The following is a 21,516-nucleotide window of genomic DNA, read 5'->3' as shown; positions in this document are numbered from 1 at the left end:
GGAATCATATGGATCTGACGAATGGAATTACTCCGGCAGTAAGCAATATCAAGCCTGAGAAAACTGAAGCGAATATTGGCAAGCTGTTGCTGGATTTGGGGAAGCTGACGCCGGACGAAGCTGAGCGGGTGTTGCGGTTGCAAAAACAGGAAAACATCCGTTTTGGTGAAGCAGCACTGAGACTGGGTTTTATCAATGAGGCGGATATCAGACAAGCGCTGTCTGTTCAATTTGAATATCCGTATTTGCAAACAAACGAGGGTGGATTCTCGCCAGACCTCGTGGCTGCATATCAGCCGTTTTCGAAACAGGTGGAGGCTTTGCGAGCCCTCCGCACACAGCTCATTTTGCGGTGGTTCAGTGAGGGTAACAAGGCATTGGCTGTTGTGTCGGCAAAATCAGGGGATGGCTGTAGTTATATTGCAGCCAATCTCGCGATTGTGTTCTCACAGTTGGGTGAAAATACCTTGCTGATTGATGCCAATCTGCGTGAACCTGTGCAGCATCGCAATTTCAACCTGAGTGAGCCCCGCGGTCTTTCTGATATTTTGATCGGGCGTTCTGGTCCGGAGGTCATTACTCACCTGGGTGCGTTTGAGAATCTATCCGTCCTCGGTGCTGGCACCATCCCGCCTAATCCTCAGGAACTGTTGGCCCGCAGTTCATTCACCGATCTCATGAATACAGTCATGGGTGATTACGATGTCATTATTGTGGATACATCTTCTACGGAACACTCTTCAGACGCACAGTCGGTAGCTGGGCGCTGTCGGGGAACGTTGGTCGTGTCCCGTGTCAATGAAACCAAGCTACAGGATTTGAACGTGTTGAAAGATCAACTAGGTGGCGTAGGAGTACGAATTGTCGGGGCTGTTGCCAACCAGTTTTAATTAACTTGAACGATAGAGGGGGGATGAAGTTTCCCCTCTGTGTGAAATAAAGCGATAGTCATGGACAAGTTTGGCAATATTGCACGGCATTGGACCTCTCCAGATAAAACCATGGGCGCCTGGATCGCGATTGCGGTTGGGTTGCTAATTGTTTATTTCCCGACATTCTGGGATCTATTCCATGGCCTGTGGGGTACTGAACGCCATGCGCATGGCCCCATTGTTTTCTTCGTGTCTATCTGGTTTTTTTATTTCAAGTTAAAACAGCTTCCGGCGTATGGCATTAGTTTTGAGCCATTTCCTGTCCTGGGGTGGCCCATTCTAATTTTTGGCCTATTGGTGTTCATTCTGGGGCGATCACAAACCCTGCTGATTTTTGAAGTTGGCTCACTCATCCCTGTGCTATTAGGGATTACCCTGATTTTCATGGGTAGCCGAGTCGCCAAGTTTTTATGGTTTGCTTTCTTCTTTTTGTGTTTTGTCGTGCCATTGCCTGCATTCGTAGTGGATGCTGCGACATTACCCATGAAAACGGCCGTTTCTTTTGCTACCGAGCATATTCTCTATGCGCTGGACTACCCCATCGCGCGGACTGGGGTTATGTTGACCATAGGCCAATATCAGTTGCTGGTGGCGGATGCATGTGCAGGCCTAAACTCGCTATTTACCCTTGAAGTATTAGGGCTACTCTACATGAACGTGACGCATCATGAATCCCCATTCAGAAACTTCATGCTTGCGGTGTTGATTATCCCCATCTCGTTTATTGCCAATGTTACCCGCGTGATTGTCCTTGCGCTCATTACTTATCATTGGGGGGATGCTGCTGGGCAAGGGTTCTTGCACGAGTTTTCCGGCATTGTGTTGTTTATTACAGCCCTCTTGTTAGTGATTGCGACGGATGGCCTTTTGCGTGTGCTATCGAACAAGTTTAAAAAATCGCAGCAAGCCACGTCATCCGATCTGAAGGTATAGCCCAATGGTGAAACTTCCTCAAGCTTCATTACGCCTGGCCATATTCATAGTGATTCTTTTTGCGGCTAGTGCAGGTCTTGCTTATTGGCTAACCCCTCACATGCAAACGCAGCAAATGCCCGAAGATTTCGAGGCCATGCTGCCTAAAAAGATCAATGACTGGACAGAGCAGCCCAATCCCTACCTGCAGGTCGGCCTGGTCGATACCACCGATAAAAGTGTTGATCAGCCATATGATCGCGTACTCATGCGTAGTTATCGCTCGAATGAGGGCGCGCAAGTCATGCTGGCTTTAGCCTATGCCAAAGAGCAATCGCAGGATGTGAAAATTCACAGGCCGGATGTCTGTTATCAGGCGCAAGGTTTTGCCATCCATTCCCGGCATGTGCAGGCTTTCAATATTGACGGTCAGCACGACATTCAACTTGTTCGTCTTGTGGTTTCTCAACCATCTCGCCTGGAAGTAGTGAGTTACTGGATCAGGGTCGGCAATGAATATCCAGTGACCCCCCTTAATATGCGCATGAAAATTTTACGCGATGGCCTCGCAGGAAAGGTGGCAGATGGCATCCTGGTGAGAGTGTCATCTATCGTGGATGACGAGTCTGAGGCAGCCGCCGCGTTTGCACGACAAGAAGAATTCTTGAAAGAGATGGTTGCTGCTCTTCCTCCAGACCAATCAAGGGTTCTGGCGCGTTTCTAACTTTCCGCACAGCCTTGTCTGGCCCGGAATCTGCTTAAGTTGCAGAGCTAGTCTTTACGACAGGTAATATTCATAACCCGGCTTGTTAGGGTGATTTTAATTTAAGATTTCAGGATATTTATGCGGGTATCAATTTATATCCCTACTCATAACAGATTGGATTTGCTAAAAAAGGCCATTGATTCTGCCTTGCAGCAAACCCATGCTGACGTAGAAGTGATCGTTGTCAACGATGGTTCCAGGGATGGTACCGATCAATATCTGATCGATCGCGCCCAAACAGATTCCCGCCTGCTTTACATCAATAAAACAACGGCAGAAGGCGCTCCCAAAGCCAGAAATGCAGCCATTAAAATGGCCACGGGTGCCTTTGTTACTGGGCTTGACGATGACGATGCGTTTGAGCCCACACGCATTGAAGCTTTCATCAAGTACTGGGAGTTACTGACAGGTCTGGGCATCCAGCCGGCCTGTTTGTATTCGCAAGATGTCATCATCGCCAATGGCTTAAAGGTTCGCACTTCTGGCAAACGCGGTAGTGTAAGCTTTAGTGACCTGATTGAATTCAACTATATAGGTAATCAGATATTTGCACCCAAAGAACACTTTATGGGCGCAGGTCTATTTGATGAGTCACTTCCAGCCTGGCAGGACCTTGAGTTTTTTATGCGTGTTCTGGCGAAATATGGTCAAGCTTACCTGCTGGATTTGCCTACACAACTATATGATGACTCTCCTAGGGGCGATCGTATTTCCGTCAAGTCCGAAAAGAAAATTCGCGACGCCTTTCGCATAGTGTCGACCAAGCATGCAAGTCAGTCTCCGAGAGGCCAGCAGTTGTTAATGTTGCGCGTGTTTTCGCCTTTCTATGGCGTACGCCCTACGTTTCGGGATATATGGGAATTCATGCGTCTTGGATTCTGGCCTCAAGGGATGCTTCGATTGTTACGCGAAGCCTGTCGCAAGGCTTAATTATGCAGAATAGTGAATCACGCCATGAATAAAAGTCTCACCCCGATTATTGCCGCAGTGATCTATGCGTTTATCGCCATCTTTTCTGGGTTGGTCTCTGTAGGTCTTGTGGATTTTGCAGGCCATCGTTATGGCATGTTGCTCGCCGTACCTGCGTTAATTGTACTGGGGCTGATTTTTATTGCTGACCGATATGTTCTTTTTCTGCTGGTATTAGTCGTTCGCGCTTCCATTGATCAGGTGCTGGATACGACCAAGTTTGCCGGTATCGGCTTGGGGGGAGCGTTAAATGCGCTGATTATACTGATTGGGTTTCTGGCGTATTTACAAGCAGATAAACATATCCGAAAAATTCTTTTTTCGACATGGTTGCCATTTTTAGCGGCGTATGTGATTGCGATTGTGCTCTCACCAGAGCGCATGCCGGCCATTAAATTATATTTGACCCTGATTTCTACAGCCGCAGTTTTAATGCTGGGCATGCATTTGGTGAAAACCGAAAAGGACTTCTTCAAATGGTTGAAGATTATCTTGTTGTCCAGTGTTATTCCTTTGCTATATGGGTTTGTAATGCTGGCTGTGCATTCGATGCACCATTTTGGCAGTCGAATCAATAGTACTTTTAATCATCCAAATGTGTTTGCTTTTTACCTGGTATTGGTCATTTCCATTGGGTTTTATGCCTGGAAATCTAACAGCGACTTTTTGGGAAGCAGCTTGAAGAAATGGCTACCCATTTACCTGGCGCTATTGTGCCTGATGCTGGTGCTCACCCAAACGCGAAGCGCCTGGCTTGGTTTTGCAGCATTCTTTACGGTATATGCGTTGATATACGAGCGACGTTATCTGATTCTTGTCGTGGCCATGCCGATCGTGGCCATCATGATTCCAGAGGTCAGGGATCGGTTAAGTGACCTGTCTTCGGGCAACGAGATGGTGGGCTACGCTAAACTTAATTCCTATGCCTGGCGGAAGTACCTCTGGGAATGCGCAATGAACTGGATGCAACCGGCAAAATATATATTCGGCTATGGTGCTGAAAGCTTCAAACATTACTCCATCGACTTTTTCCCCTTGGCTGGTCCTACGGGTGCCGCATCCCATAATATTTATTACCAGGTATTTTTTGAAATGGGGATTGTCGGTCTTTTCGCTTATGTATGGCTTTATCTGAAAACCGGATTCGTCATTTTCAAGTTTTCTTCCCGTAACAAGCTGCTGGTGTTTATATCGCTCAGCCTCATATTCGAATATTTGATGTTCAGCTACTCCGATAACATGATGTATTACTTGAACTACAATTGGTACTTCTGGTTCTTTATGGGAGCCGTTATTGGATGGCTGAGCCGTATGAAGTCGCCCTCAGATTCTCCAGCGCTTGATGGTACTGATGAAACATCGAATTCCAGAATGGTAGATAAAATTTGAACATTGCGTATTTTGTAAATCAGCACCCTCTGGTCAGCACTAGTTTCATTCGTCGGGAAATTAACGCACTTGAACGAAACGGCTGCAAGGTCTTCAGAACCGCCATACGTGGCTGGCTGAGCCCGGTTGTCGATCCAGGCGATATGCGGGAGAGGCAGTTAACGCGCTACATCATGCAGGTGGGCGGGTTTGCTCGTATCAGCACCATATTCCGCATTTTTGTGCAGCAGCCTGCACTGTTTGTTAAAACGGCTTTGTGCGCAATCAAGTTGGGTTTCCGCGCTGAAAAGGCTTTTTTTTATAGCCTGATTTATTTTTCTCACGCCTGCATATTGCGCGACTGGTACACGCGAGAAAAGATTGATCATGTGCATGCGCATTTTGGCACTAACTCAACCGAGGTGTTGATGTATTGCAAACTGCTCGGTGGTCCGAGTTACAGTTTTACGGTACATGGCCCGGAGGAGTTCGATAAAAACAAGCTGATCCACCTCAAGGAAAAGGTGCGTCACGCCAGCTTTGTTATCGCGATCAGTGCTTTTACCAAGAGTCAGTTGTTTCGCTGGGTAGATTTCAGTGACTGGTCAAAAATTCATGAAGTGCATTGTGGTCTGGAGGCAGATTTTTACAATGTCAGTCCTGTGCCTATTCCAGAGGTGCATCGTTTGGTTTGCGTTGGGCGGTTGTGCGAGCAAAAAGGGCAAATGCTTCTGGTGGAAGCAATCGCGTTGTTGGCTGCCCGCCAGCATAAAGTGGAGCTGGTCTTGGCTGGTGATGGTGAGATGCGTGCTGAAATTGAAGCCCAGATACGCAAGCACAGGCTTGAATCGCAAATCAGCATCACCGGGTGGATTACGAGTGCGCAGGTGCGCGAGTACATGCAACATTCCAGTGCAATGATATTGCCAAGTTTTGCAGAAGGGCTGCCGGTGGTCATTATGGAGGCGATGGCACTCAAGCGCCCCGTATTAACAACCTATGTTGCCGGTATTCCTGAGCTGGTGGTGGATGGTATAACGGGATGGTTATTCCCGGCTGGGGATGTGGAAGCCCTGGCAGGTGCAATACAAGGCTTTATGGAAACGCCAGTTGCTGAGTTGTCAGCGATGGGGGTGCGCGGCTATGAGCGTGTTATTGCAAGACATGCGGTAGATACCGAGGCTCAGAAACTGATAGCACTTTTTAAGTCGCTGCCTTCCCACCAGACGCGTTGAGCAAGGTGAATAACTCGCGCCGAGACATGCTGCCGCATCTGGTAAAACTTGGGAAGTTTGCTTTGGTCGGTTGCCTGGTGCTGGGACTTGATACCTTGATGTTTACTGCATTCATGCGGTTCGGTCTCAAACCGAATGCCGCCAGAATTGCCAGCGTCTTTTTGGCGATGGTCTGCTCATGGTTATTGAATCGGATATTTACATTCAAGGCGGGCAAGCCAGGCCGAAACTTCATGTTCGAGTGTGGCGCCTTCATGCTTTCCCAGCTGCCTGGTGCCGTGATGAATGCGGTGGTGTCATTGTGGGCGTTTCACCATATTGCCATCGCCGCAACGTATCCTTTGATTGCGGTGTTTTTAGGAAGCTGCGCCGGACTGCTGCTTAATTATCTCTTGGCCAGCCGATACATTTTCAAGCATTAATGCGGAGCGAATGCAGGCTAGGCCGTTACTTGTTTTTTGACCGAGGTTAACTGAGGTGATACTGATTCATGCAATACATTGATCTCTTATGGTTCATCGTCGGCGTCATCCTGTTTGTTCCGACCAGCTATTTCTGCCTGCAAATTGCCATGGCGTTCTTTCATTCGAAAGAAATGTCCATTCTGCCTGCCACCACTCCCTCACTGGCGATACTGGTGCCTGCCCATAACGAAGCCAATGGCATTGGCGTCACGCTCAAATCCCTGCTGGCCCAAATTGACTTGCCCCAGAGCATTATCGTGATTGCCGACAATTGTACCGATGACACGGCGGAAGTTGCTCGCCAGTATGGTGTCACTGTCATTGAACGCCATGATGATCTGAAGCGAGGCAAGGGATTTGCCCTTGACTATGGCATGCAATACCTCAAAAACACCCTGCAGCCGCCAGAGATCGTCATGATCGTGGATGCTGATTGCTGGGTGGGGCCCAACGCAATCCCCACGCTCGCACAATCGTCCATGATGCGTCAGCGGCCCGTGCAGGCCCTTTACTTGATGGTTTCGCCGGATGCCAGTGCCCTCAAGACTCGCTTGGCCGAGTTTGCCTGGGTCGTTAAAAACCAGGTTCGTCCGCTGGGCTTGCGAGTGATGCAAGGCCCATGTCAACTAATGGGCACAGGCATGGCGTTTCCATGGGCGTTTATCGCAAAAGCCGACCTCGCCAATGGTCATTTGGTAGAAGACATGAAGCTGGGCCTGGATGCGGCCAATGCGGGGCATGCACCTGTTTTTTGCCATGAGGCGCTCGTCAAAAGTGCATTTGCCGCGAATGAGGCCGGAGCGGATTCCCAGCGCACACGATGGGAACATGGCCATATCAGCATGATTTTCAATACAGGATTACCTCTCGTACTAAAAGGTTTGCGCACCCGCAATACGGCGCTTGTCGCAATGGCTTTGGATATCTGTATTCCTCCCTTGGCACTCCTCGTCATGTTTTTGGGTGCATACACCGTGATATCAGCGGTCATCGCCTTATTCGGCTATTCTGGTTCATTGGTGTTGGGTGGCGCTATGCTGATGCTTTTGATCTTCGCCGTGATGGCTGCGTGGACTAAATTTGGGCGGCATGCCATTCCTCTGTGGATGTTGGCGTATGCCCCTTTTTACGCGCTCAAGAAAATTCCCTTGTATCTGAAATTTCTGGTCAAGCGCCAAGTGGAGTGGGTACGCTCGCAGCGCGATTAAGACAAGGTGTTTATTAAACCATTGTCTCTGATTGGAGACATGCGGCGTTTCACTGGGTTACTTGATTGCAAACATTATTTTTTTTGCCCCTTTATATCCGTCGTCATTTTGAGACAATCGCTGAGATGTGGCTCCTGTGGCCGATTTAAGGCCACTGTTTATAAACCGTATTTAATTTCAGGCTTGTTTGATAATTCGGGCCTGCTATTTGCTTAACTGATAACCGACAACACATGCAAACTCGCCTTAATGATCAAGATGAACCGATGAAACATATCCAGCTTTTTAATATCAAGATTGACGTGCTGGATATGGCTGGCAGCGTGGCTCGCATATTCACCTGGCTTGACGCCGATGCGCGCGATTGCCGGTATGTGGTGACACCCAATGTTGACCATGTGGTCAAGCTAAGTGAAAACACCTCTTTCAAAGCCGCATATGACCAGGCTTCGCTGGTGGTTGCCGATGGCAAGCCAGTGGTGCTGGCTTCAAGGCTTCTGGGGAAGCCACTGCCGGGAACTGTGCCGGGTAGCGATCTGGTACCAGCCGTGTTTTCCCATGTTCAAACTCGTAAAGACCAGATTTTGCGGGTGTACTTGCTTGGCGCAGGGGCTGGCGTGGCCGAGCGGGCTGCCAAGCATATTCATGCACAGTGGCCCAATGTCAGCGTGGTGGGCTTGTATAGCCCGCCCATGGGTTTCGAAAAAAGCCCTGAGGAATGCCAAAAGATTTGCACCCAGATCAATCAAACGGAAGCTGATTTGCTGGTGATCGGTCTGGGAGCACCAAAGCAGGAGCTATGGGTTGCCAAATACCAGTCCGCGTTGAAAGTGAAGGTGGCTTTATGCGTAGGGGCGACGATAGATTTTTTGGCCGGTGAGAAACCACGTGCTCCAATGTGGATGCGCCGATGCGGGGTGGAGTGGCTGCACCGCATGGCCTCTGAGCCGAAAAGACTGGTATCCCGGTATCTGAATGATGCCGTGGTGTTTCCACGACTATTCTTGAAAGAATGGTTGAAAAAGGATTGAGCAAGCCCTGCTAACATGGGGCTGGAGCGATTGAATAATGTCGAAAATTGATTTGGGGGAATGTAAATGAAAATAGTGCCAGTGATTTTGTCGGGTGGGTCGGGGACACGCTTGTGGCCATTATCAAGGCAGGCCTTGCCCAAGCAATTGTTACCCCTGACTTCCGGGCACTCCATGTTGCAAGAGACCTTGCTGCGCCTCGGCGGAGTGGATGCCATGGAGTCACCTATCGTGGTGTGCGGCAATGACCATCGTTTTCTGGTAGCAGAGCAATTACTGGAAATAGGCAGCAAGCCTAAGGCCATCGTGCTTGAACCCATTGGTCGTAATACCGCGCCTGCCATTGCCGTCGCAGCAAGCTGCTTGCTCAAGGAGAGTGCGGATGATGTGCTCATGCTGGTATTACCTGCCGACCATGTCATCCAAAACAAGGTAGCCTTCTCGGCCGCCATTGCCGTCGCAGCACAAGCGGCAAAAAGTGGCCGTCTGGTGACCTTTGGTATCAAGCCTACCGTACCAGAAACCGGCTACGGCTATATCAATGGCGGTGCAGCGCTGGCCAATTGTCCTGGCAGTTATGAATTATCCCGGTTTGTTGAAAAGCCCGATCTTGATACAGCCAAACAATATCTCGCTTCTGGGGATTACTACTGGAACAGTGGCATGTTCCTGTTCAGCCCCAAGCAATACATGGAGGAGCTTGCCCAGTATGCTCCTGACATTGCCAGCAAGGCCAAGGATGCGCTGGAACAAAGCTACACAGACCTCGACTTTGTGCGTCTGCATGAGGATAGCTTCAAGGAATGCCCATCGCAGTCGGTCGATTACGCGGTGATGGAGCATACGCGCAACGCAGCAGTGGTGCCTGTGGATATTGGCTGGAGTGACGTAGGCTCCTGGACTGCGCTCGCCGATGTACTGGACAAGGATGAGGCAGGCAATGTCACGGTGGGCGATGTCTACCTCAATGGCGTGAAGAACTCCATGGTGCGTAGCGAAGGCCGTATGGTTGCCGCGTTGGGTGTTGAAAACCTGATTATCGTGGAAACCAGCGATGCCGTGCTTGTGGCACACAAGGATGCTGCGCAGGACGTGAAGAAAATCGTTGATTACCTCAAAGCACAGGGCCGCAAGGAACACGAATATCACTCCCGCGTATACCGCCCCTGGGGCTGGTATGAAGGCATTGACGCGGCTGAGCGTTTTCAGGTCAAGCGCATTATGGTCAAGCCCGGCGAAAAGCTTTCATTGCAGATGCATCACCATCGAGCAGAACACTGGGTGGTGGTCAGTGGCACCGCCATCGTCACCAAAAATGGTGAGGCTGAAATGCTATGTGAAAACCAGTCGACCTATATCCCGATTGGCGCAACACATCGCCTTGAAAACCCGGGCAAGCTGCCTTTGCATCTGATTGAGGTGCAGTCTGGTGGGTATCTGGGTGAAGACGATATTGTGCGTTTTGAAGATACATACGGCCGCAGCTGATGTGGCTTGAACAATAAAAAGCGTAATACGGGCTAATTAATTGACACAACATACATTGCCACGCATCACTTACTATCCATATTTCCATACGGGTAATCAGTACACGGAACGGATGATCGAGCTTCATTCCAGTTTCGCGGAGGTCGTCCCTTTTGAGGGCTTTTATAAAGCGCTCAAAACCCTGATTGCCCGTGGATTCAAACGCAATGATTTTTCCGTGATCAACTGGCTCGAAACCGAATGCCTGGATCGCTCCACCAAACGATTTTCATTGGCCAGAGCGGGCGGCTTGTTGGTGAAGCTGCTGGTGCTAAAAGTGGTGACAAAAAAAATTGTCATGGTGGTGCATAACTACTATCCGCATGGTGCCGCCAAGTCGGATATTCCCAGGATTCTGCGCTTTATGCGTCTGATGGAGAAACTGTCCGATGTGGTGATTTCGCATTCGGGCGCGGATGTTGGACGCTATGAGTACGTGCCCCATCCGCTTTATCAGTTCAAGAGCAGCTCACCATCATTGCAAGTGCCCGAACTAGCGCCTTTGCAGGGTAAGCCCTATTTCATCGTGTTTGGCCGCATCATGCCCTACAAGAATGTGCATGAATTGATGAAGGTATGGCCAGCCAATATGAACCTGCTGATTGCGGGCATCGTTGGGGACGAAGCCTATGTACAACAGTTGCGTGCGCAAGCGTCGGACAATATTTATTTCGCGGCCAGAGAGCTCTCGGATGACGAGGCAAAGCTAGTGGTGGAGCAGTCTCAGGCAGTGATTATTTGCCACGCAGAAGAGAATGTCGTGGTGAGTGGTACCTTCTTTTTTGCGATGTCATTGAAAAAACATGTAATCGCCATGGAAACGCCATTCATGACATGGGCTGCAGAGACTTTGCCTGAAGGCTATGTTGCCGTCAGTCAGGATGTGGCAGGCGTTGCTCAGGCAGCGGTGCGGTTTCGACCTGAGATTGCGATCCAGCCAGCGATGACGGAAGCGCATTTCGGCGATACCGTGATTACGAATTCGTTAAAAATGGCTTATCGTTTGGATTGAATAATACTGCGATTAGCGCTAAAGAGCGCTGCGCTATACAGCTAAAAATGAAGAAGGGAAGGCAATGAAAGTATTGGTGGTAGGTGGGGCCGGGTATATCGGTTCGCACATGGTCAAGATGCTGTTGGGCGAGGGGCATGAGGTCATTACGTTTGACAATCTGTCGTCTGGCTATCGCGATGCAGTGGTGGGCGGCACCTTTGTGCAGGCAGACCTGGCCGACAAGACTGCACTGGATGACGTGTTTGTGAAATACGCGCCAGATGCCGTGATGCATTTTGCCTCGTATATCCAGGTAGGTGAGTCGGTGCGGCATCCGGACAAGTATTATCTCAACAACTTCACCAATACCATGAATCTGCTGGATGCCATGGTGAAGCATGGGGTGAATTACTTTATTTTCTCGTCCACTGCGGCCGTTTTCGGTGAGCCGGAGTATGTGCCGATTGATGAAGCGCATGCCAAGAACCCGCTGAATCCCTATGGCCGTTCCAAGCTGATGGTGGAGCAGGCGCTGGGCGATTATGAGCGCGCCTATGGCATCAAGTCGGTTTGCCTGCGCTACTTCAATGCGGCGGGGGCAGACCCTGAAGGCCAGCTCGGTGAGCGGCACGAGCCTGAGACCCATCTGATCCCGCTGGTGTTGCAGGCGATCTCCGGACGACGCGACAACATTACGGTGTTTGGTCGCGATTACGATACGCCAGACGGTACCTGCATCCGCGATTACATTCATATTGTCGACTTGTGCAGCGCGCATTCGCTGGCTTTGCGTAAATTGATGGAAACCAACATCAGCCGCCGTTATAACTTGGGCAATGGCGCAGGCTTCTCTGTGCAGGAAGTCATTGCCGCGGCGCAAAAAGTGACGGGCAAGCCGATCAAGGTGGCGGAAGGTGAACGCCGTGAAGGTGACCCGGCCAGACTGGTGGCGGATGCCTCACTTGCGCGCAGTGAACTGGGATGGAAACCGGTTTACGCGGATCTGGAAACCATCATCCAGCACGCCTGGCAGTGGGAGTCCAAAACAGTTGGCAAGCCTGTTTGATTGGTCCTTAAGGGCTATTTAATATTTCGGTCATTGGTGTACATTACATTAATGATTTTTATCACGATGATCGCAACCCCTTTTCAGCGATCATCCAACCTGTTGGGAGATTAAACTCAAATGCGTCAAAAAAATGTCACTAAGGCAGTCTTCCCGGTCGCGGGCCTGGGTACGCGTTTTCTGCCGGCTACCAAAGCCAATCCCAAGGAAATGTTGCCTGTCGTCGACAAGCCATTGATTCAATATGCGGTGGAAGAAGCTGTTGCTGCCGGCATCACCGACCTTATTTTCATTACTGGCCGTAACAAGCGCTCCATCTCTGATCACTTCGATATGGCCTATGAGCTTGAGAATGAGCTGGAGCGTAACGGCAAGAAGCAATTGCTTTCCGTTGTACAGAATATTGTTCCCAAGAATGTGAACTGCATCTATATCCGTCAAAATCAGGCGCTGGGCCTGGGCCATGCGGTTAAGCTGGCAAAGCCTGTGGTGAATGATGATCCATTTGCCGTGATTCTGGCCGATGACTTGATTGATGCCAAAGTGCCTGTGGTCAAACAAATGGTGGATGCCTACCAGTATTACCGTTGCTCCTTGCTGGGCGTGCAGGAAGTGCCGCGCGATCAAACCAAGAGCTACGGCATTGTCGCAACCCACCCGATGAGCAATGGTATTGAGCAGGTGGCGGGTATCGTGGAAAAACCAAAGCCAGAAGAAGCGCCTTCCAACCTGGGTGTGGTGGGCCGTTATATCCTGACGCCTCGTATTTTCCACCATCTGGAAAACTTGCAAGCCGGTTCCGGTGGCGAGCTGCAATTGACTGATGCGATTGCCAGCCTGCTGAGCGAAGAGCAGATTCTGGCGTACCGTTTTGAAGGTACGCGTTACGATTGCGGCTCCAAGTCTGGTTTCCTGGAAGCGACTGTGCGCCTGGGTCTGAAGCACCCTGAGTGCGGTAAGGATTTGCGTGCCCTGCTGGAAGCCATTGCCGCTGAAGGCTTGGTTGGCAAAAAGAAGTAATGCGATAGCTTACCGCTGCGACGTCATGCGGTAACTTTTCAAGGTCGAGGGCGCCAATGTGGTGCCCTCGATGTATTTTCGGGGCTGGTTTTGTGGCTGTTTTTTGATGGACTTGCCGCTCAGCTTTTCATATTGCGCCATCACCTTGGGCACATAGGCCTGAGTTTCTGCATAGGGCGGAATCTCGTTACCATATTTTTCCACCGCGCCTTCACCTGCATTGTAGGCTGCAATCGCCAAGTCCAGCCGGCCGGGATATTTCTTCTGCAACAGGCTGAAATAGCGCGTGCCAGCCTTGAGGTTGGCGCTGACCGAGCTTGCACTATTTTTTACACCAAACCGATTGCCGGTTTCGGGCAATACCTGCATCAAGCCCATGGCGCCTTTGCTGGAGATGGCATCCTGCCGATAGCCAGACTCCACCGAGATCAAGGCATGTACCAGGCATGGATCCAGCCCGGAACTGCGAGCGGCGGAGAGGATGGATTTGGCATGTGGCTTGGCGGAGAGCGTTTGACGCTGTTGGGCCAGTGCATCGGCAGAGGGCTGCAATTGATAGGGGGTCGTCGCGCCACAGGCGATGGGCTCATGTGACGCACCTTCGCCTGCCCATGCCACAGGCAGGGCAGAGATAAAAAGGGCGGAAACCGCCATGTTTAATCTGCAAATAAACTGCATAAGATTTAAAATATTGCCAGTTCAGAGAGCATGCTTTGCATGTTAACAAGAAAATGCGGCTTTAACAGCGCACTAACTCCGCTACGGAATCACTGCTCAACCCATGACCACCACTGCTGTCGATACGCCAAGCCCATCTGCCGAGAATCATACGCCCATGATGCGCCAATATCTGGGGATCAAGGCGCAATATCCTGACATGTTGCTGTTTTATCGCATGGGCGATTTTTATGAATTGTTCCATGATGATGCCGAGAAAGCCGCCAGGCTGTTAGGCATTACCCTCACCAAGCGCGGAGCTTCCAATGGCGAACCCATCCGCATGGCCGGTGTGCCTTATCATGCCGCTGAACAATACCTGGCCAAGCTTGCCAAGCTGGGCGAGGCCGTTGCGATTTGCGAGCAGATTGGTGACCCTGCCAAGAGCAAAGGCCCGGTGGAGCGGCAAGTCACACGCATCCTGACGCCGGGCACCTTGACTGATAGTGCATTGCTGGACGACACCCGCGATAACCTGCTGGTCGCCATATCCGCCGGGGAGGGGATTGTTGGCTTGGCCCGTATCAATCTGGCAGCAGGCCAGCTTGTGCTCACTGAAGTTGCCCCCGGCCTGCTTGCGCAGGAGCTGGAGCGTATTTCTCCCGCTGAATTGCTGCTGGCCGATGGCTACCAGCACCCCAGCATTGAAGCGCTGAAATGCCCGAAAAAACGCCTGGCGCCATGGCAATTTGATCTCGACTCCGCGACGCAATTGCTGACGCAGCAATTCAATACGCATGACTTGGCGGGCTTTGGCTCTGCCGACCTGACCCAAGCCATTTCGGCCGCAGGCGCCTTGCTGGATTACGTGCGTCACACCCAGCGCAGCAGCCTGCCACATATCAATGCTTTATCGGTGGAGCAAAGCGGTGAGTACATTCAGTTCGATGCCGCCAGCCGCCGCAATCTTGAAATAGACCAAACCCTGCGCGGCGAACCAGCGCCCACTCTCTATTCGCTGCTGAATACTAGCCGCACCGCCATGGGTGCACGCTTGCTACGGCACTGGCTCCATCACCCTTTGCGCGATCATGCGGCGATACAGGCACGCCTGGAGGCCGTCGCTGCGCTATTGGAGGGCGATGCCCTGCAAGCACCCCGGCGTTTGCTCAATAATATTGGCGATATCGAGCGCATTACCGCGCGCGTGGCCTTGAAAAGCGCCCGCCCACGCGATCTTTCCGGTTTGCGCGATAGCTTGCAGCAATTGCCTGAACTTCAACAATCGCTGGCCGGCTTGCCATCAGCGCTTTTGCAGCAGGCGATGGCCTTGCTACAGCCGCCCGCGGACGTGACATCCTTGCTCGCTGCGGCCATACGTCCCGAGCCCTCATCCGTGCTGCGCGAAGGTGGTGTCATCGCCGATGGGTATGATGCCGAGCTGGATGAGCTGCGTGGGATACAAAGCAATTGCGGGGAATTTTTACTCAAGTTTGAAGCAGAAGAACGCGCCCGCACCGGCCTAGCCAACCTCAAGGTGGAATACAACAGCGTGCATGGCTTTTACATTGAAATCAGCCGCGCGCAGGCCGAGCATGCCCCCCCTGAATACCGCCGCCGACAGACGCTCAAAAATGCCGAGCGTTTTATTACGCCAGAGCTCAAGACGTTTGAAGACAAGGTGCTCTCTGCCAATGAGCGTGCGCTGGCACGCGAAAAAGCCTTGTATGAAGCGCTGCTGGAGGCACTTGCGCCTTATATTCAAGCCTTGCAGGCCAATGCCCACGCCGTGGCTCAGCTCGATGTCATCGCCACTTTTGCCGAGCGTGCCCAGGCACTGAACTATGTGCAACCTGAATTTAGCGCAGAAGCGGGCATCCAGATTACGGCAGGCCGACATCCGGTAGTGGAACAACTGGCACAACCCTTTATCGCCAACGATGTGCAGCTCACGCCTTACCGGCAGTTGCTGCTGATTACCGGGCCCAATATGGGCGGTAAATCAACCTATATGCGGCAGACTGCTTTAATTGTGCTGCTGGCGCATTGCGGTTGTTTTGTCCCTGCCAAGGCTGCGCGTATCGGGCAGGTAGATCGCATCTTTACCCGCATAGGCGCTTCGGATGACCTGGCTGGCGGCCGCTCCACCTTCATGGTGGAAATGACGGAAACCGCCAACATCCTGCATAACGCTACCGAGTACAGCCTGGTCTTGCTCGATGAAATCGGGCGCGGCACTTCCACGTTCGACGGCCTCTCGCTGGCCTGGGCCGTCGCCCGCCAACTGCTGGAGCGCAATCGCAGCTACACCCTGTTTGCTACCCATTATTTTGAACTGACACGGTTGGTCGAAGATTTTAAGCAAGCCGCCAATGTGCATCTGGATGCGGTGGAACATGGCAGCGGTATTGTCTTCCTGCATGCTGTGCAAGAGGGACCTGCCAGTCAGAGTTACGGCCTGCAGGTCGCCCAGCTGGCAGGTATTCCACGGTCTGTCGTGAACGCAGCCAAACGCAAGCTGGTGCAACTGGAACAGCAGAATATACAAGCTGGCCCACAGGGTGATATGTTCAGCCATCAGGCTGCTGCCGAGCCTCAAGTCGAAATTTCCCCCGCGCTTGCCGAATTGGAGCGTCTTGATCCCGATGATCTGACGCCCAAGCAGGCGCTGGAGGCCTTGTATAAATTAAAAACGCTACTTTAAGGGAGGGGTTGCGTTGGGGAGTATTTCCAATACTTTCTCAGCGGGCCTGCACAAACGGGTACCAAGGGGTGAGACCACAATAGGTCGATTAATCAGTTCTGGATGTGACTCCATGGCATCCAGTAACGCCTCATCGGATAAATCCGGATTTCCCAGGTTCAGTTGCTGATAAATATCTTCATTGCTGCGCAGCAAATCCCTGGCTTCCAATCGTGCGTCACGCAGTAATTTCTCAAGCGTAGCCCGATCTGGCGGCGACTTTAAATATTCAATAATGGTGGGCTCTTGTCCGCTTTGCAGAATAAGCTCAAGTGTCTCGCGGGATTTACTGCAGCGAGGGTTGTGATAAATCGTGATGTCTGACATGGTCTTGGTTCCCAAAATGAGATGCTGAGGGTATACAAGCTTATGTTGTTCGGCAAGTCTGCCTGCCTGGCGCATGTGCGCCAGGAAGCTGTTTGATGATGTGTTTTTAAATTGAGACCTTGGCTTGCTGAGCTCCACACAAGCGTCTATGTTATGGGGCACGGTCTGCATAGGCCAACTCTTTATCTTCTTCAGATTGGAAAATATCATGTCCTTCAATTTTTATGATGCATCTATCCCTTTGTTTGTGCGTGGACTCCATAACCTGAGTGCCATACTGGCAAAAGCCGAGACTTACGCTCAGGCTCGCGGTATTGATCCAGCCGTTCTGATTGGCTCGCGGTTAGCGCCGGATATGTTTCCCTTGTCGCGGCAAATCCAGATCGCGACCGATACCGCAAAGGGATGTGCCGCCCGGCTGGCAGGGATTGAGATTCCTGCTTTTGAAGATACGGAGAGCACGTTTGACGAGTTGCAACAGCGCATTGCCAAAACCATCGCGTTTATAGAGACGGTAAAACCTCAGCACATGGAGGCGGCGGCACAGCGGGAAATTCAGCTGAAGTTGCGTGGACGTGAGGTGACCTTTACTGCGCAGGCCTATCTTTTCACGTTTGTGATCCCCAATTTTTATTTCCACATGACGACGGCCTACGGCATTTTGAGACACAACGGGGTGGAGTTGGGCAAAACCGACTATCTGGGTAATTTGTTGAGTTAAAGCCCAAAAACATTCAGCGCGCCTCCGCCGGGCGCGGCGTTGTATTTCGCGAGATCCCTGAAAGCGCCAGCTGTTCCTGCGCCGTCTGACTCCTGGGTCAGTCCTTGATTAAGTGCAATGCCCGCCCAGCCGCCTATGCCGGAATATACCCCTATATATTGCTTGCCATGGTGCGCATACGTCATCGCATTTCCTACCACGCCGGATCCCACCTGGAATTGCCACAACAGCTTGCCATTGCGGGCATCCAGCGCTTTGAACCAGCGATCCAGCGTGCCATAAAATACCAGATTGCTGGCAGTGGCCAGCGCACCACCCCATACCGGGTAGGGCTCACGGATGTACCATTTGGCCTGACCTTTCAGTCCATCCCATGCCATGAAGCCACCCATGACGCCATCGGGCCCGGGAAACATGGTCAGGCTGGCGCCTGCCCAGGGTTGCCCGGCGACATACTTCGCCTCGACGGCTTCATAGCGCATGCAAAGATGGTTGAGCGGCACATAAAACAGCCCGGTTTTGGGAGAGTAAGCCGCTGGTTGCTCATCTTTGGTGCCAAGTGCAGCCGGGCAGATATTGGTCGTTTCCTGATCCTCATGGGTGGAGTAGCGCGGGTCTTTCTGTGGCACGCCAGTGGCGAGATCCACATGCGTTGCCCAGTTCACGAAGGGATGCATTTTGGCGGCGACCAGTAGCGTGCCATCACGCCTATCCAGCGTGTAGGCAAAGCCATTGCGGTCAAAATGCGTGGCGAGCTTTTGCTTGCCGTGATCCCATAAAATGACTTCATTCACACTGTCGTAATCCCACTCATCATGCGGGGTGAGCTGGTAGCCCCACTTCGCCATGCCAGTATCCAGGTCACGGGCAAACAGGGTCATCGCCCATTTGTTATCGCCAGGCCGCACATCCGGGTTCCATACCGAAGGATTGCCAGTGCCGTAGTACACCAGATTGAGCGCAGGGTCATACGAAAACCATCCCCACACCGGTCCGCCGCCATGCTCCCAGCCATTCCCCGCAGCTTGCGGTTTCAGCCAGGTGCGCACGCCCAGATCCTTTTCCGGGAATACCAGACGGTCTTTGCTTAACGCCTTAAAAGCACCACCTTCCTTATTTCCGCCATTCACATCCTCATAAACGGAGAGGGCGCTGTAATGTGGATTGGCCTGGTTGAAATCGGGCCCAATGCGTACATCTTCGTCCGGGCCCATGCTGTAAGCCTTCCAGACTTCATGCCCATCCTTGATGGCATACGCCGCCAGAAAACAGCGCACACCAAATTCGCCGCCGCTACAACCCGTCAGTACTTTATCTTTGAACACATAGGGCGCATTGGTATTGGTTGCCCCAGTCCTGGGGTCGTTGACTTGCTTATCCCATACCTTTTGCCCCGTGTGACTATCCAGCGCGACCAGCATGCCATTGTTCTGCTGCAGGAAAATCTTGCCATCGCCATAAGCCAGCCCCCGACTCACGTTGTCGCAGCAGAGGATGGCCTGTACATCATCGGATTGCTTGGGAAAGTAAGACCAGAGGATTTTCTGGTTGTGATTCAAGTCCAGCGCGTAGACGTTATTGGGAAAAGCGGTATGTACATAGAGGATATCCCCGACGACCAAGGGAGAGCCCTCATGGCCGCGGGTGATGCCGGTGGAGAAGGTCCAGGCGAGTTTGAGCTTGTCGACGGTACTCGCATTAATCTGCTCGAGTCTGCTATATCCTTGATTGAAATTATCTTTTCTGGGGCTTGCCCACTCCCTGTCCAGGGAATGGGCTGCTCCTTGAGCATGGGAATTAGCAAGAATTGAAACGAGGCAAATTAATCTAGAAAGACCGTTTGAATTACTCATACAAGCATAACGAAGAACATGAAAAAACGCTGACAGTATTTCAGAAATTATAGTAATTCAGTGCCTTACATTTTTCTGCATTTGCAGTAAGGCTCTGAGGATGAGTACTCTTTCAAATTATATTTGACCTCATAATTTTTGGGCCTTCTTGATTTTTGAGTAATTATTTCCATCATACGATCGTAAAAGCCTATTTCTTTTAAAGTCAGCTTAGTTTTATCCAAGCTATTTGCCGCTACTTGTATCGTAATATCAGCGTTTTTCTTGTTTCCTATTACTGTCCACCCAATGGCAGGAATGGTTTTTTTATAGTCACTAATCTCAATGGGCAATAACTGCGGTTGGGATTGCCAGAACGCATTATCGATAGGCTGAGAAAAAGCCACAATCAATGATCTCAAAGACCATAAGCAACTTGCCGGGCCGGAATATGGTTCCAGTATTTTGGTGTCTTTTCCACAGTAACCTTGTGTAATATTCCCATCACTCAAAGCACCTTGTTGAATAAAATATTGCCAAGTGGCGTCAAGCGAGCGCTTGGCAACGCCACTTGAAATGGATTGTTGATCAATGGATTGGCCGAAAATAAGTGGGGCCGAGGCGGCTAAGCGATAGCACGCACTGCGCCCCATGATGGGTATGCCTTGAGTGCCAATCAGATATTGATAGTTGCTTAAGAATGCCTGCAGGCTCTCACGTATAAATGTCTCATCCAGTGTGGGGTGGATTTTATTGATCCATTGGAGATGGTAATGAAATGCCCATGCATTATAGAAATCATATGTGCTGCGATCTTCCGCATCGCCATCTTTGAACCAGCCATCACCTACATAGAAAGATTTGATCCGCTGATAGCTGTTTTGTATGACTTCTGCATCGTATGGTTGACCAAGAGAGGCTAGTACTACATTCACTTGGATGACAAATAAGTGCCAGTTGCTGTCTGGGATTTTTTTGCCGTTCACTTGCCGCAGCCATGCTGTAATGTTGTTTTTTTGTTTTTCTTCTAAGGTAGCCCAGATATATTCTCTCGTTAACCACAACACTAGAGCTACATCAGCAGCTTCAACAATGGATTGTTGATGGTCATGGATAGCTCCCCAGTATTCGGCATGCTCAGGGTTTGTCCCGTTTAAAATGCCGGTCCTCAGCAAATTAACCAAGTCTATGGAATGCCCATTTTTCAAGGTGTATTGTGTGCCATGCTGACCGTATATCCAGGCGGCAAATAAAGGCGCAGTTCTTGTAAACCCCTCCAGACTGGCCATCTCAGGGCCTTGTACCATTGGATCGCCGTTATAGTAGGCTCTTGAATAACCTACACTTTTGTGGGCGATAAATCCGTTTAAGAAATACTCAAATAGATGCTTGTAATCCGAGAAGGTGTTGTTTGATGATGGCTGTTGGAATGGGGCCAATAATTCGTTGCTCGGATTTTGGGATTCCTTTTCGAAGTGTGATGATACCCAATATGTACTCGATATCGTTAATAGCAAAACAATGATCGTAATTACTGCTCTTTTCCACATTTTTGACTTTGTCATTTGTAACATTCTAAGTATTAAATTGCTTCTTTGTTGAGTGGTAAGTTTCAGGAACTTTTAATCACTACCAAACAAATCGCGGGTAAACACCTTATCAGCCACATCGGCCAATGCCTTGTCCATGCGGTTGGAGACGATCACATCCGCCTGTTGCTTGAAGGCTTCCAGATCATTGACCA

General features: G+C 50.9%; 19 protein-coding genes and 1 pseudogene. 15 read left to right on the top strand and 5 right to left on the bottom strand.

Annotated features, from left to right (window positions below):
* Window positions 1-8: 8 nt before the first annotated feature.
* From epsG to galU, 13 genes are all read left to right on the top strand, one after another.
* On the top strand, window positions 9-890 hold the full coding sequence (gene epsG / locus LG203_RS06640) for a chain length determinant protein tyrosine kinase EpsG (protein WP_230345061.1): 882 nt from the start codon (window positions 9-11) through the stop codon (window positions 888-890).
* Window positions 891-950: 60 nt separating this feature from the next.
* Window positions 951-1,865, top strand: a complete 915-nt coding sequence (gene xrtB, locus LG203_RS06635) for an exosortase B (RefSeq protein WP_230345060.1) — start codon at window positions 951-953, stop codon at window positions 1,863-1,865.
* 4 nt (window positions 1,866-1,869) lie between these two features.
* A complete protein-coding gene (gene epsI, locus LG203_RS06630) occupies window positions 1,870-2,568 on the top strand; it encodes an exosortase-associated protein EpsI, B-type (protein ID WP_230345059.1) in 699 nt (232 codons plus the stop codon).
* Between the two features lie 120 nt (window positions 2,569-2,688).
* Window positions 2,689-3,540, top strand: a complete 852-nt coding sequence (locus tag LG203_RS06625) for a glycosyltransferase (protein WP_230345058.1) — start codon at window positions 2,689-2,691, stop codon at window positions 3,538-3,540.
* A 24-nt stretch (window positions 3,541-3,564) separates the two neighbouring features.
* Window positions 3,565-4,968: an O-antigen ligase family protein gene (locus LG203_RS06620; protein ID WP_230345057.1), complete on the top strand. Its 1,404-nt coding sequence runs from the start codon at window positions 3,565-3,567 to the stop codon at window positions 4,966-4,968.
* The gene (locus tag LG203_RS06615) at window positions 4,965-6,182 is read left to right on the top strand and encodes a glycosyltransferase family 4 protein (protein WP_230345056.1); all 1,218 of its coding nucleotides are present in this window, start codon (window positions 4,965-4,967) and stop codon (window positions 6,180-6,182) included. The genes LG203_RS06620 and LG203_RS06615 overlap by 4 nt, the downstream gene beginning before the upstream one ends.
* Before the next feature lie 26 nt (window positions 6,183-6,208).
* The gene (locus LG203_RS06610; RefSeq protein ID WP_230345055.1) at window positions 6,209-6,604 is read left to right on the top strand and encodes a GtrA family protein; all 396 of its coding nucleotides are present in this window, start codon (window positions 6,209-6,211) and stop codon (window positions 6,602-6,604) included.
* A 68-nt stretch (window positions 6,605-6,672) separates the two neighbouring features.
* Window positions 6,673-7,854 (top strand): glycosyltransferase family 2 protein, encoded by a 1,182-nt coding sequence (locus LG203_RS06605; protein WP_230345054.1) that lies wholly within the window; start codon window positions 6,673-6,675, stop codon window positions 7,852-7,854.
* 266 nt (window positions 7,855-8,120) lie between these two features.
* Window positions 8,121-8,885 (top strand): WecB/TagA/CpsF family glycosyltransferase, encoded by a 765-nt coding sequence (locus LG203_RS06600; RefSeq protein ID WP_230345053.1) that lies wholly within the window; start codon window positions 8,121-8,123, stop codon window positions 8,883-8,885.
* A gap of 66 nt (window positions 8,886-8,951) precedes the next feature.
* Complete coding sequence (locus tag LG203_RS06595) at window positions 8,952-10,373, top strand: mannose-1-phosphate guanylyltransferase/mannose-6-phosphate isomerase (RefSeq protein WP_230345052.1); 1,422 nt, start codon at window positions 8,952-8,954, stop codon at window positions 10,371-10,373.
* Between the two features lie 112 nt (window positions 10,374-10,485).
* Window positions 10,486-11,424 carry a glycosyltransferase family protein gene (locus LG203_RS06590; RefSeq protein ID WP_230345051.1) on the top strand — a complete coding sequence of 313 codons (939 nt, stop codon included), beginning with the start codon at window positions 10,486-10,488 and terminating at the stop codon, window positions 11,422-11,424.
* A 64-nt stretch (window positions 11,425-11,488) separates the two neighbouring features.
* Window positions 11,489-12,472: a UDP-glucose 4-epimerase GalE gene (galE, locus tag LG203_RS06585; RefSeq protein WP_230345050.1), complete on the top strand. Its 984-nt coding sequence runs from the start codon at window positions 11,489-11,491 to the stop codon at window positions 12,470-12,472.
* Window positions 12,473-12,592: 120 nt separating this feature from the next.
* Entirely contained in the window at window positions 12,593-13,492 is a 900-nt protein-coding gene (gene galU / locus LG203_RS06580; RefSeq protein WP_013442599.1) for a UTP--glucose-1-phosphate uridylyltransferase GalU, read from the top strand.
* A gap of 9 nt (window positions 13,493-13,501) precedes the next feature.
* On the opposite strand, the gene LG203_RS06575 is transcribed toward galU, so the two are convergent.
* A complete protein-coding gene (locus tag LG203_RS06575) occupies window positions 13,502-14,146 on the bottom strand; it encodes a lytic transglycosylase domain-containing protein (RefSeq protein ID WP_230345049.1) in 645 nt (214 codons plus the stop codon).
* 127 nt (window positions 14,147-14,273) lie between these two features.
* Between LG203_RS06575 and mutS the strand changes: the two genes are divergently transcribed.
* Window positions 14,274-16,853 carry a DNA mismatch repair protein MutS gene (mutS, locus tag LG203_RS06570; RefSeq protein ID WP_230345048.1) on the top strand — a complete coding sequence of 860 codons (2,580 nt, stop codon included), beginning with the start codon at window positions 14,274-14,276 and terminating at the stop codon, window positions 16,851-16,853.
* Here the strand turns inward: mutS and arsC are convergent.
* Window positions 16,845-17,390, bottom strand: a complete 546-nt coding sequence (arsC, locus tag LG203_RS06565; protein ID WP_230345047.1) for an arsenate reductase (glutaredoxin) — start codon at window positions 17,388-17,390, stop codon at window positions 16,845-16,847. The two genes, mutS and arsC, sit on opposite strands and share 9 nt — an antisense overlap.
* Window positions 17,391-17,427: 37 nt before the next feature.
* On the opposite strand from arsC, the gene LG203_RS06560 reads away from it, so the two are divergent.
* On the top strand, window positions 17,428-17,940 hold the full coding sequence (locus LG203_RS06560) for a DUF1993 domain-containing protein (protein ID WP_230345046.1): 513 nt from the start codon (window positions 17,428-17,430) through the stop codon (window positions 17,938-17,940).
* On the opposite strand, the gene LG203_RS06555 is transcribed toward LG203_RS06560, so the two are convergent.
* The 3 genes and pseudogenes from LG203_RS06555 to LG203_RS06545 form a co-directional block, all read right to left on the bottom strand.
* Complete coding sequence (locus LG203_RS06555) at window positions 17,937-19,793, bottom strand: methanol/ethanol family PQQ-dependent dehydrogenase (protein WP_230345045.1); 1,857 nt, start codon at window positions 19,791-19,793, stop codon at window positions 17,937-17,939. The genes LG203_RS06560 and LG203_RS06555 overlap by 4 nt on opposite strands.
* A 65-nt stretch (window positions 19,794-19,858) precedes the next feature.
* The gene (locus tag LG203_RS06550) at window positions 19,859-21,337 is read right to left on the bottom strand and encodes a DUF2264 domain-containing protein (RefSeq protein WP_230345044.1); all 1,479 of its coding nucleotides are present in this window, start codon (window positions 21,335-21,337) and stop codon (window positions 19,859-19,861) included.
* 57 nt (window positions 21,338-21,394) lie between these two features.
* A pseudogene (locus LG203_RS06545) lies at window positions 21,395-21,516 on the bottom strand (UDP-glucose 6-dehydrogenase); the annotation flags it as partial.

Origin of the sequence: Methylovorus mays (genome assembly GCF_020531915.1) — a bacterium.
In the GTDB taxonomy this organism is placed as follows: domain Bacteria; phylum Pseudomonadota; class Gammaproteobacteria; order Burkholderiales; family Methylophilaceae; genus Methylovorus; species Methylovorus mays.
This window is presented reverse-complemented; position numbering and strand designations above follow the sequence as displayed.

Excerpts from the sequence above, each read along its gene's own strand:
- epsG (WP_230345061.1), top strand. The coding sequence starts at position 9 with ATGGATCTGACGAATGGAATTACTCCGGCAGTAAGCAATATCAAGCCT.
- xrtB (WP_230345060.1), top strand. The coding sequence starts at position 951 with ATGGACAAGTTTGGCAATATTGCACGGCATTGGACCTCTCCAGATAAA.
- epsI (WP_230345059.1), top strand. The coding sequence starts at position 1,870 with ATGGTGAAACTTCCTCAAGCTTCATTACGCCTGGCCATATTCATAGTG.
- LG203_RS06625 (WP_230345058.1), top strand. The coding sequence starts at position 2,689 with ATGCGGGTATCAATTTATATCCCTACTCATAACAGATTGGATTTGCTA.
- LG203_RS06620 (WP_230345057.1), top strand. The coding sequence starts at position 3,565 with ATGAATAAAAGTCTCACCCCGATTATTGCCGCAGTGATCTATGCGTTT.
- LG203_RS06610 (WP_230345055.1), top strand. The coding sequence starts at position 6,209 with ATGCTGCCGCATCTGGTAAAACTTGGGAAGTTTGCTTTGGTCGGTTGC.
- LG203_RS06605 (WP_230345054.1), top strand. The coding sequence starts at position 6,673 with ATGCAATACATTGATCTCTTATGGTTCATCGTCGGCGTCATCCTGTTT.
- LG203_RS06600 (WP_230345053.1), top strand. The coding sequence starts at position 8,121 with ATGAAACATATCCAGCTTTTTAATATCAAGATTGACGTGCTGGATATG.
- LG203_RS06595 (WP_230345052.1), top strand. The coding sequence starts at position 8,952 with ATGAAAATAGTGCCAGTGATTTTGTCGGGTGGGTCGGGGACACGCTTG.
- LG203_RS06590 (WP_230345051.1), top strand. The coding sequence starts at position 10,486 with ATGATCGAGCTTCATTCCAGTTTCGCGGAGGTCGTCCCTTTTGAGGGC.
- galE (WP_230345050.1), top strand. The coding sequence starts at position 11,489 with ATGAAAGTATTGGTGGTAGGTGGGGCCGGGTATATCGGTTCGCACATG.
- galU (WP_013442599.1), top strand. The coding sequence starts at position 12,593 with ATGCGTCAAAAAAATGTCACTAAGGCAGTCTTCCCGGTCGCGGGCCTG.
- LG203_RS06575 (WP_230345049.1), bottom strand. The coding sequence starts at position 14,146 with ATGGCGGTTTCCGCCCTTTTTATCTCTGCCCTGCCTGTGGCATGGGCA.
- mutS (WP_230345048.1), top strand. The coding sequence starts at position 14,274 with ATGACCACCACTGCTGTCGATACGCCAAGCCCATCTGCCGAGAATCAT.
- arsC (WP_230345047.1), bottom strand. The coding sequence starts at position 17,390 with ATGCAGACCGTGCCCCATAACATAGACGCTTGTGTGGAGCTCAGCAAG.
- LG203_RS06560 (WP_230345046.1), top strand. The coding sequence starts at position 17,428 with ATGTCCTTCAATTTTTATGATGCATCTATCCCTTTGTTTGTGCGTGGA.
- LG203_RS06555 (WP_230345045.1), bottom strand. The coding sequence starts at position 19,793 with ATGAGTAATTCAAACGGTCTTTCTAGATTAATTTGCCTCGTTTCAATT.
- LG203_RS06550 (WP_230345044.1), bottom strand. The coding sequence starts at position 21,337 with ATGACAAAGTCAAAAATGTGGAAAAGAGCAGTAATTACGATCATTGTT.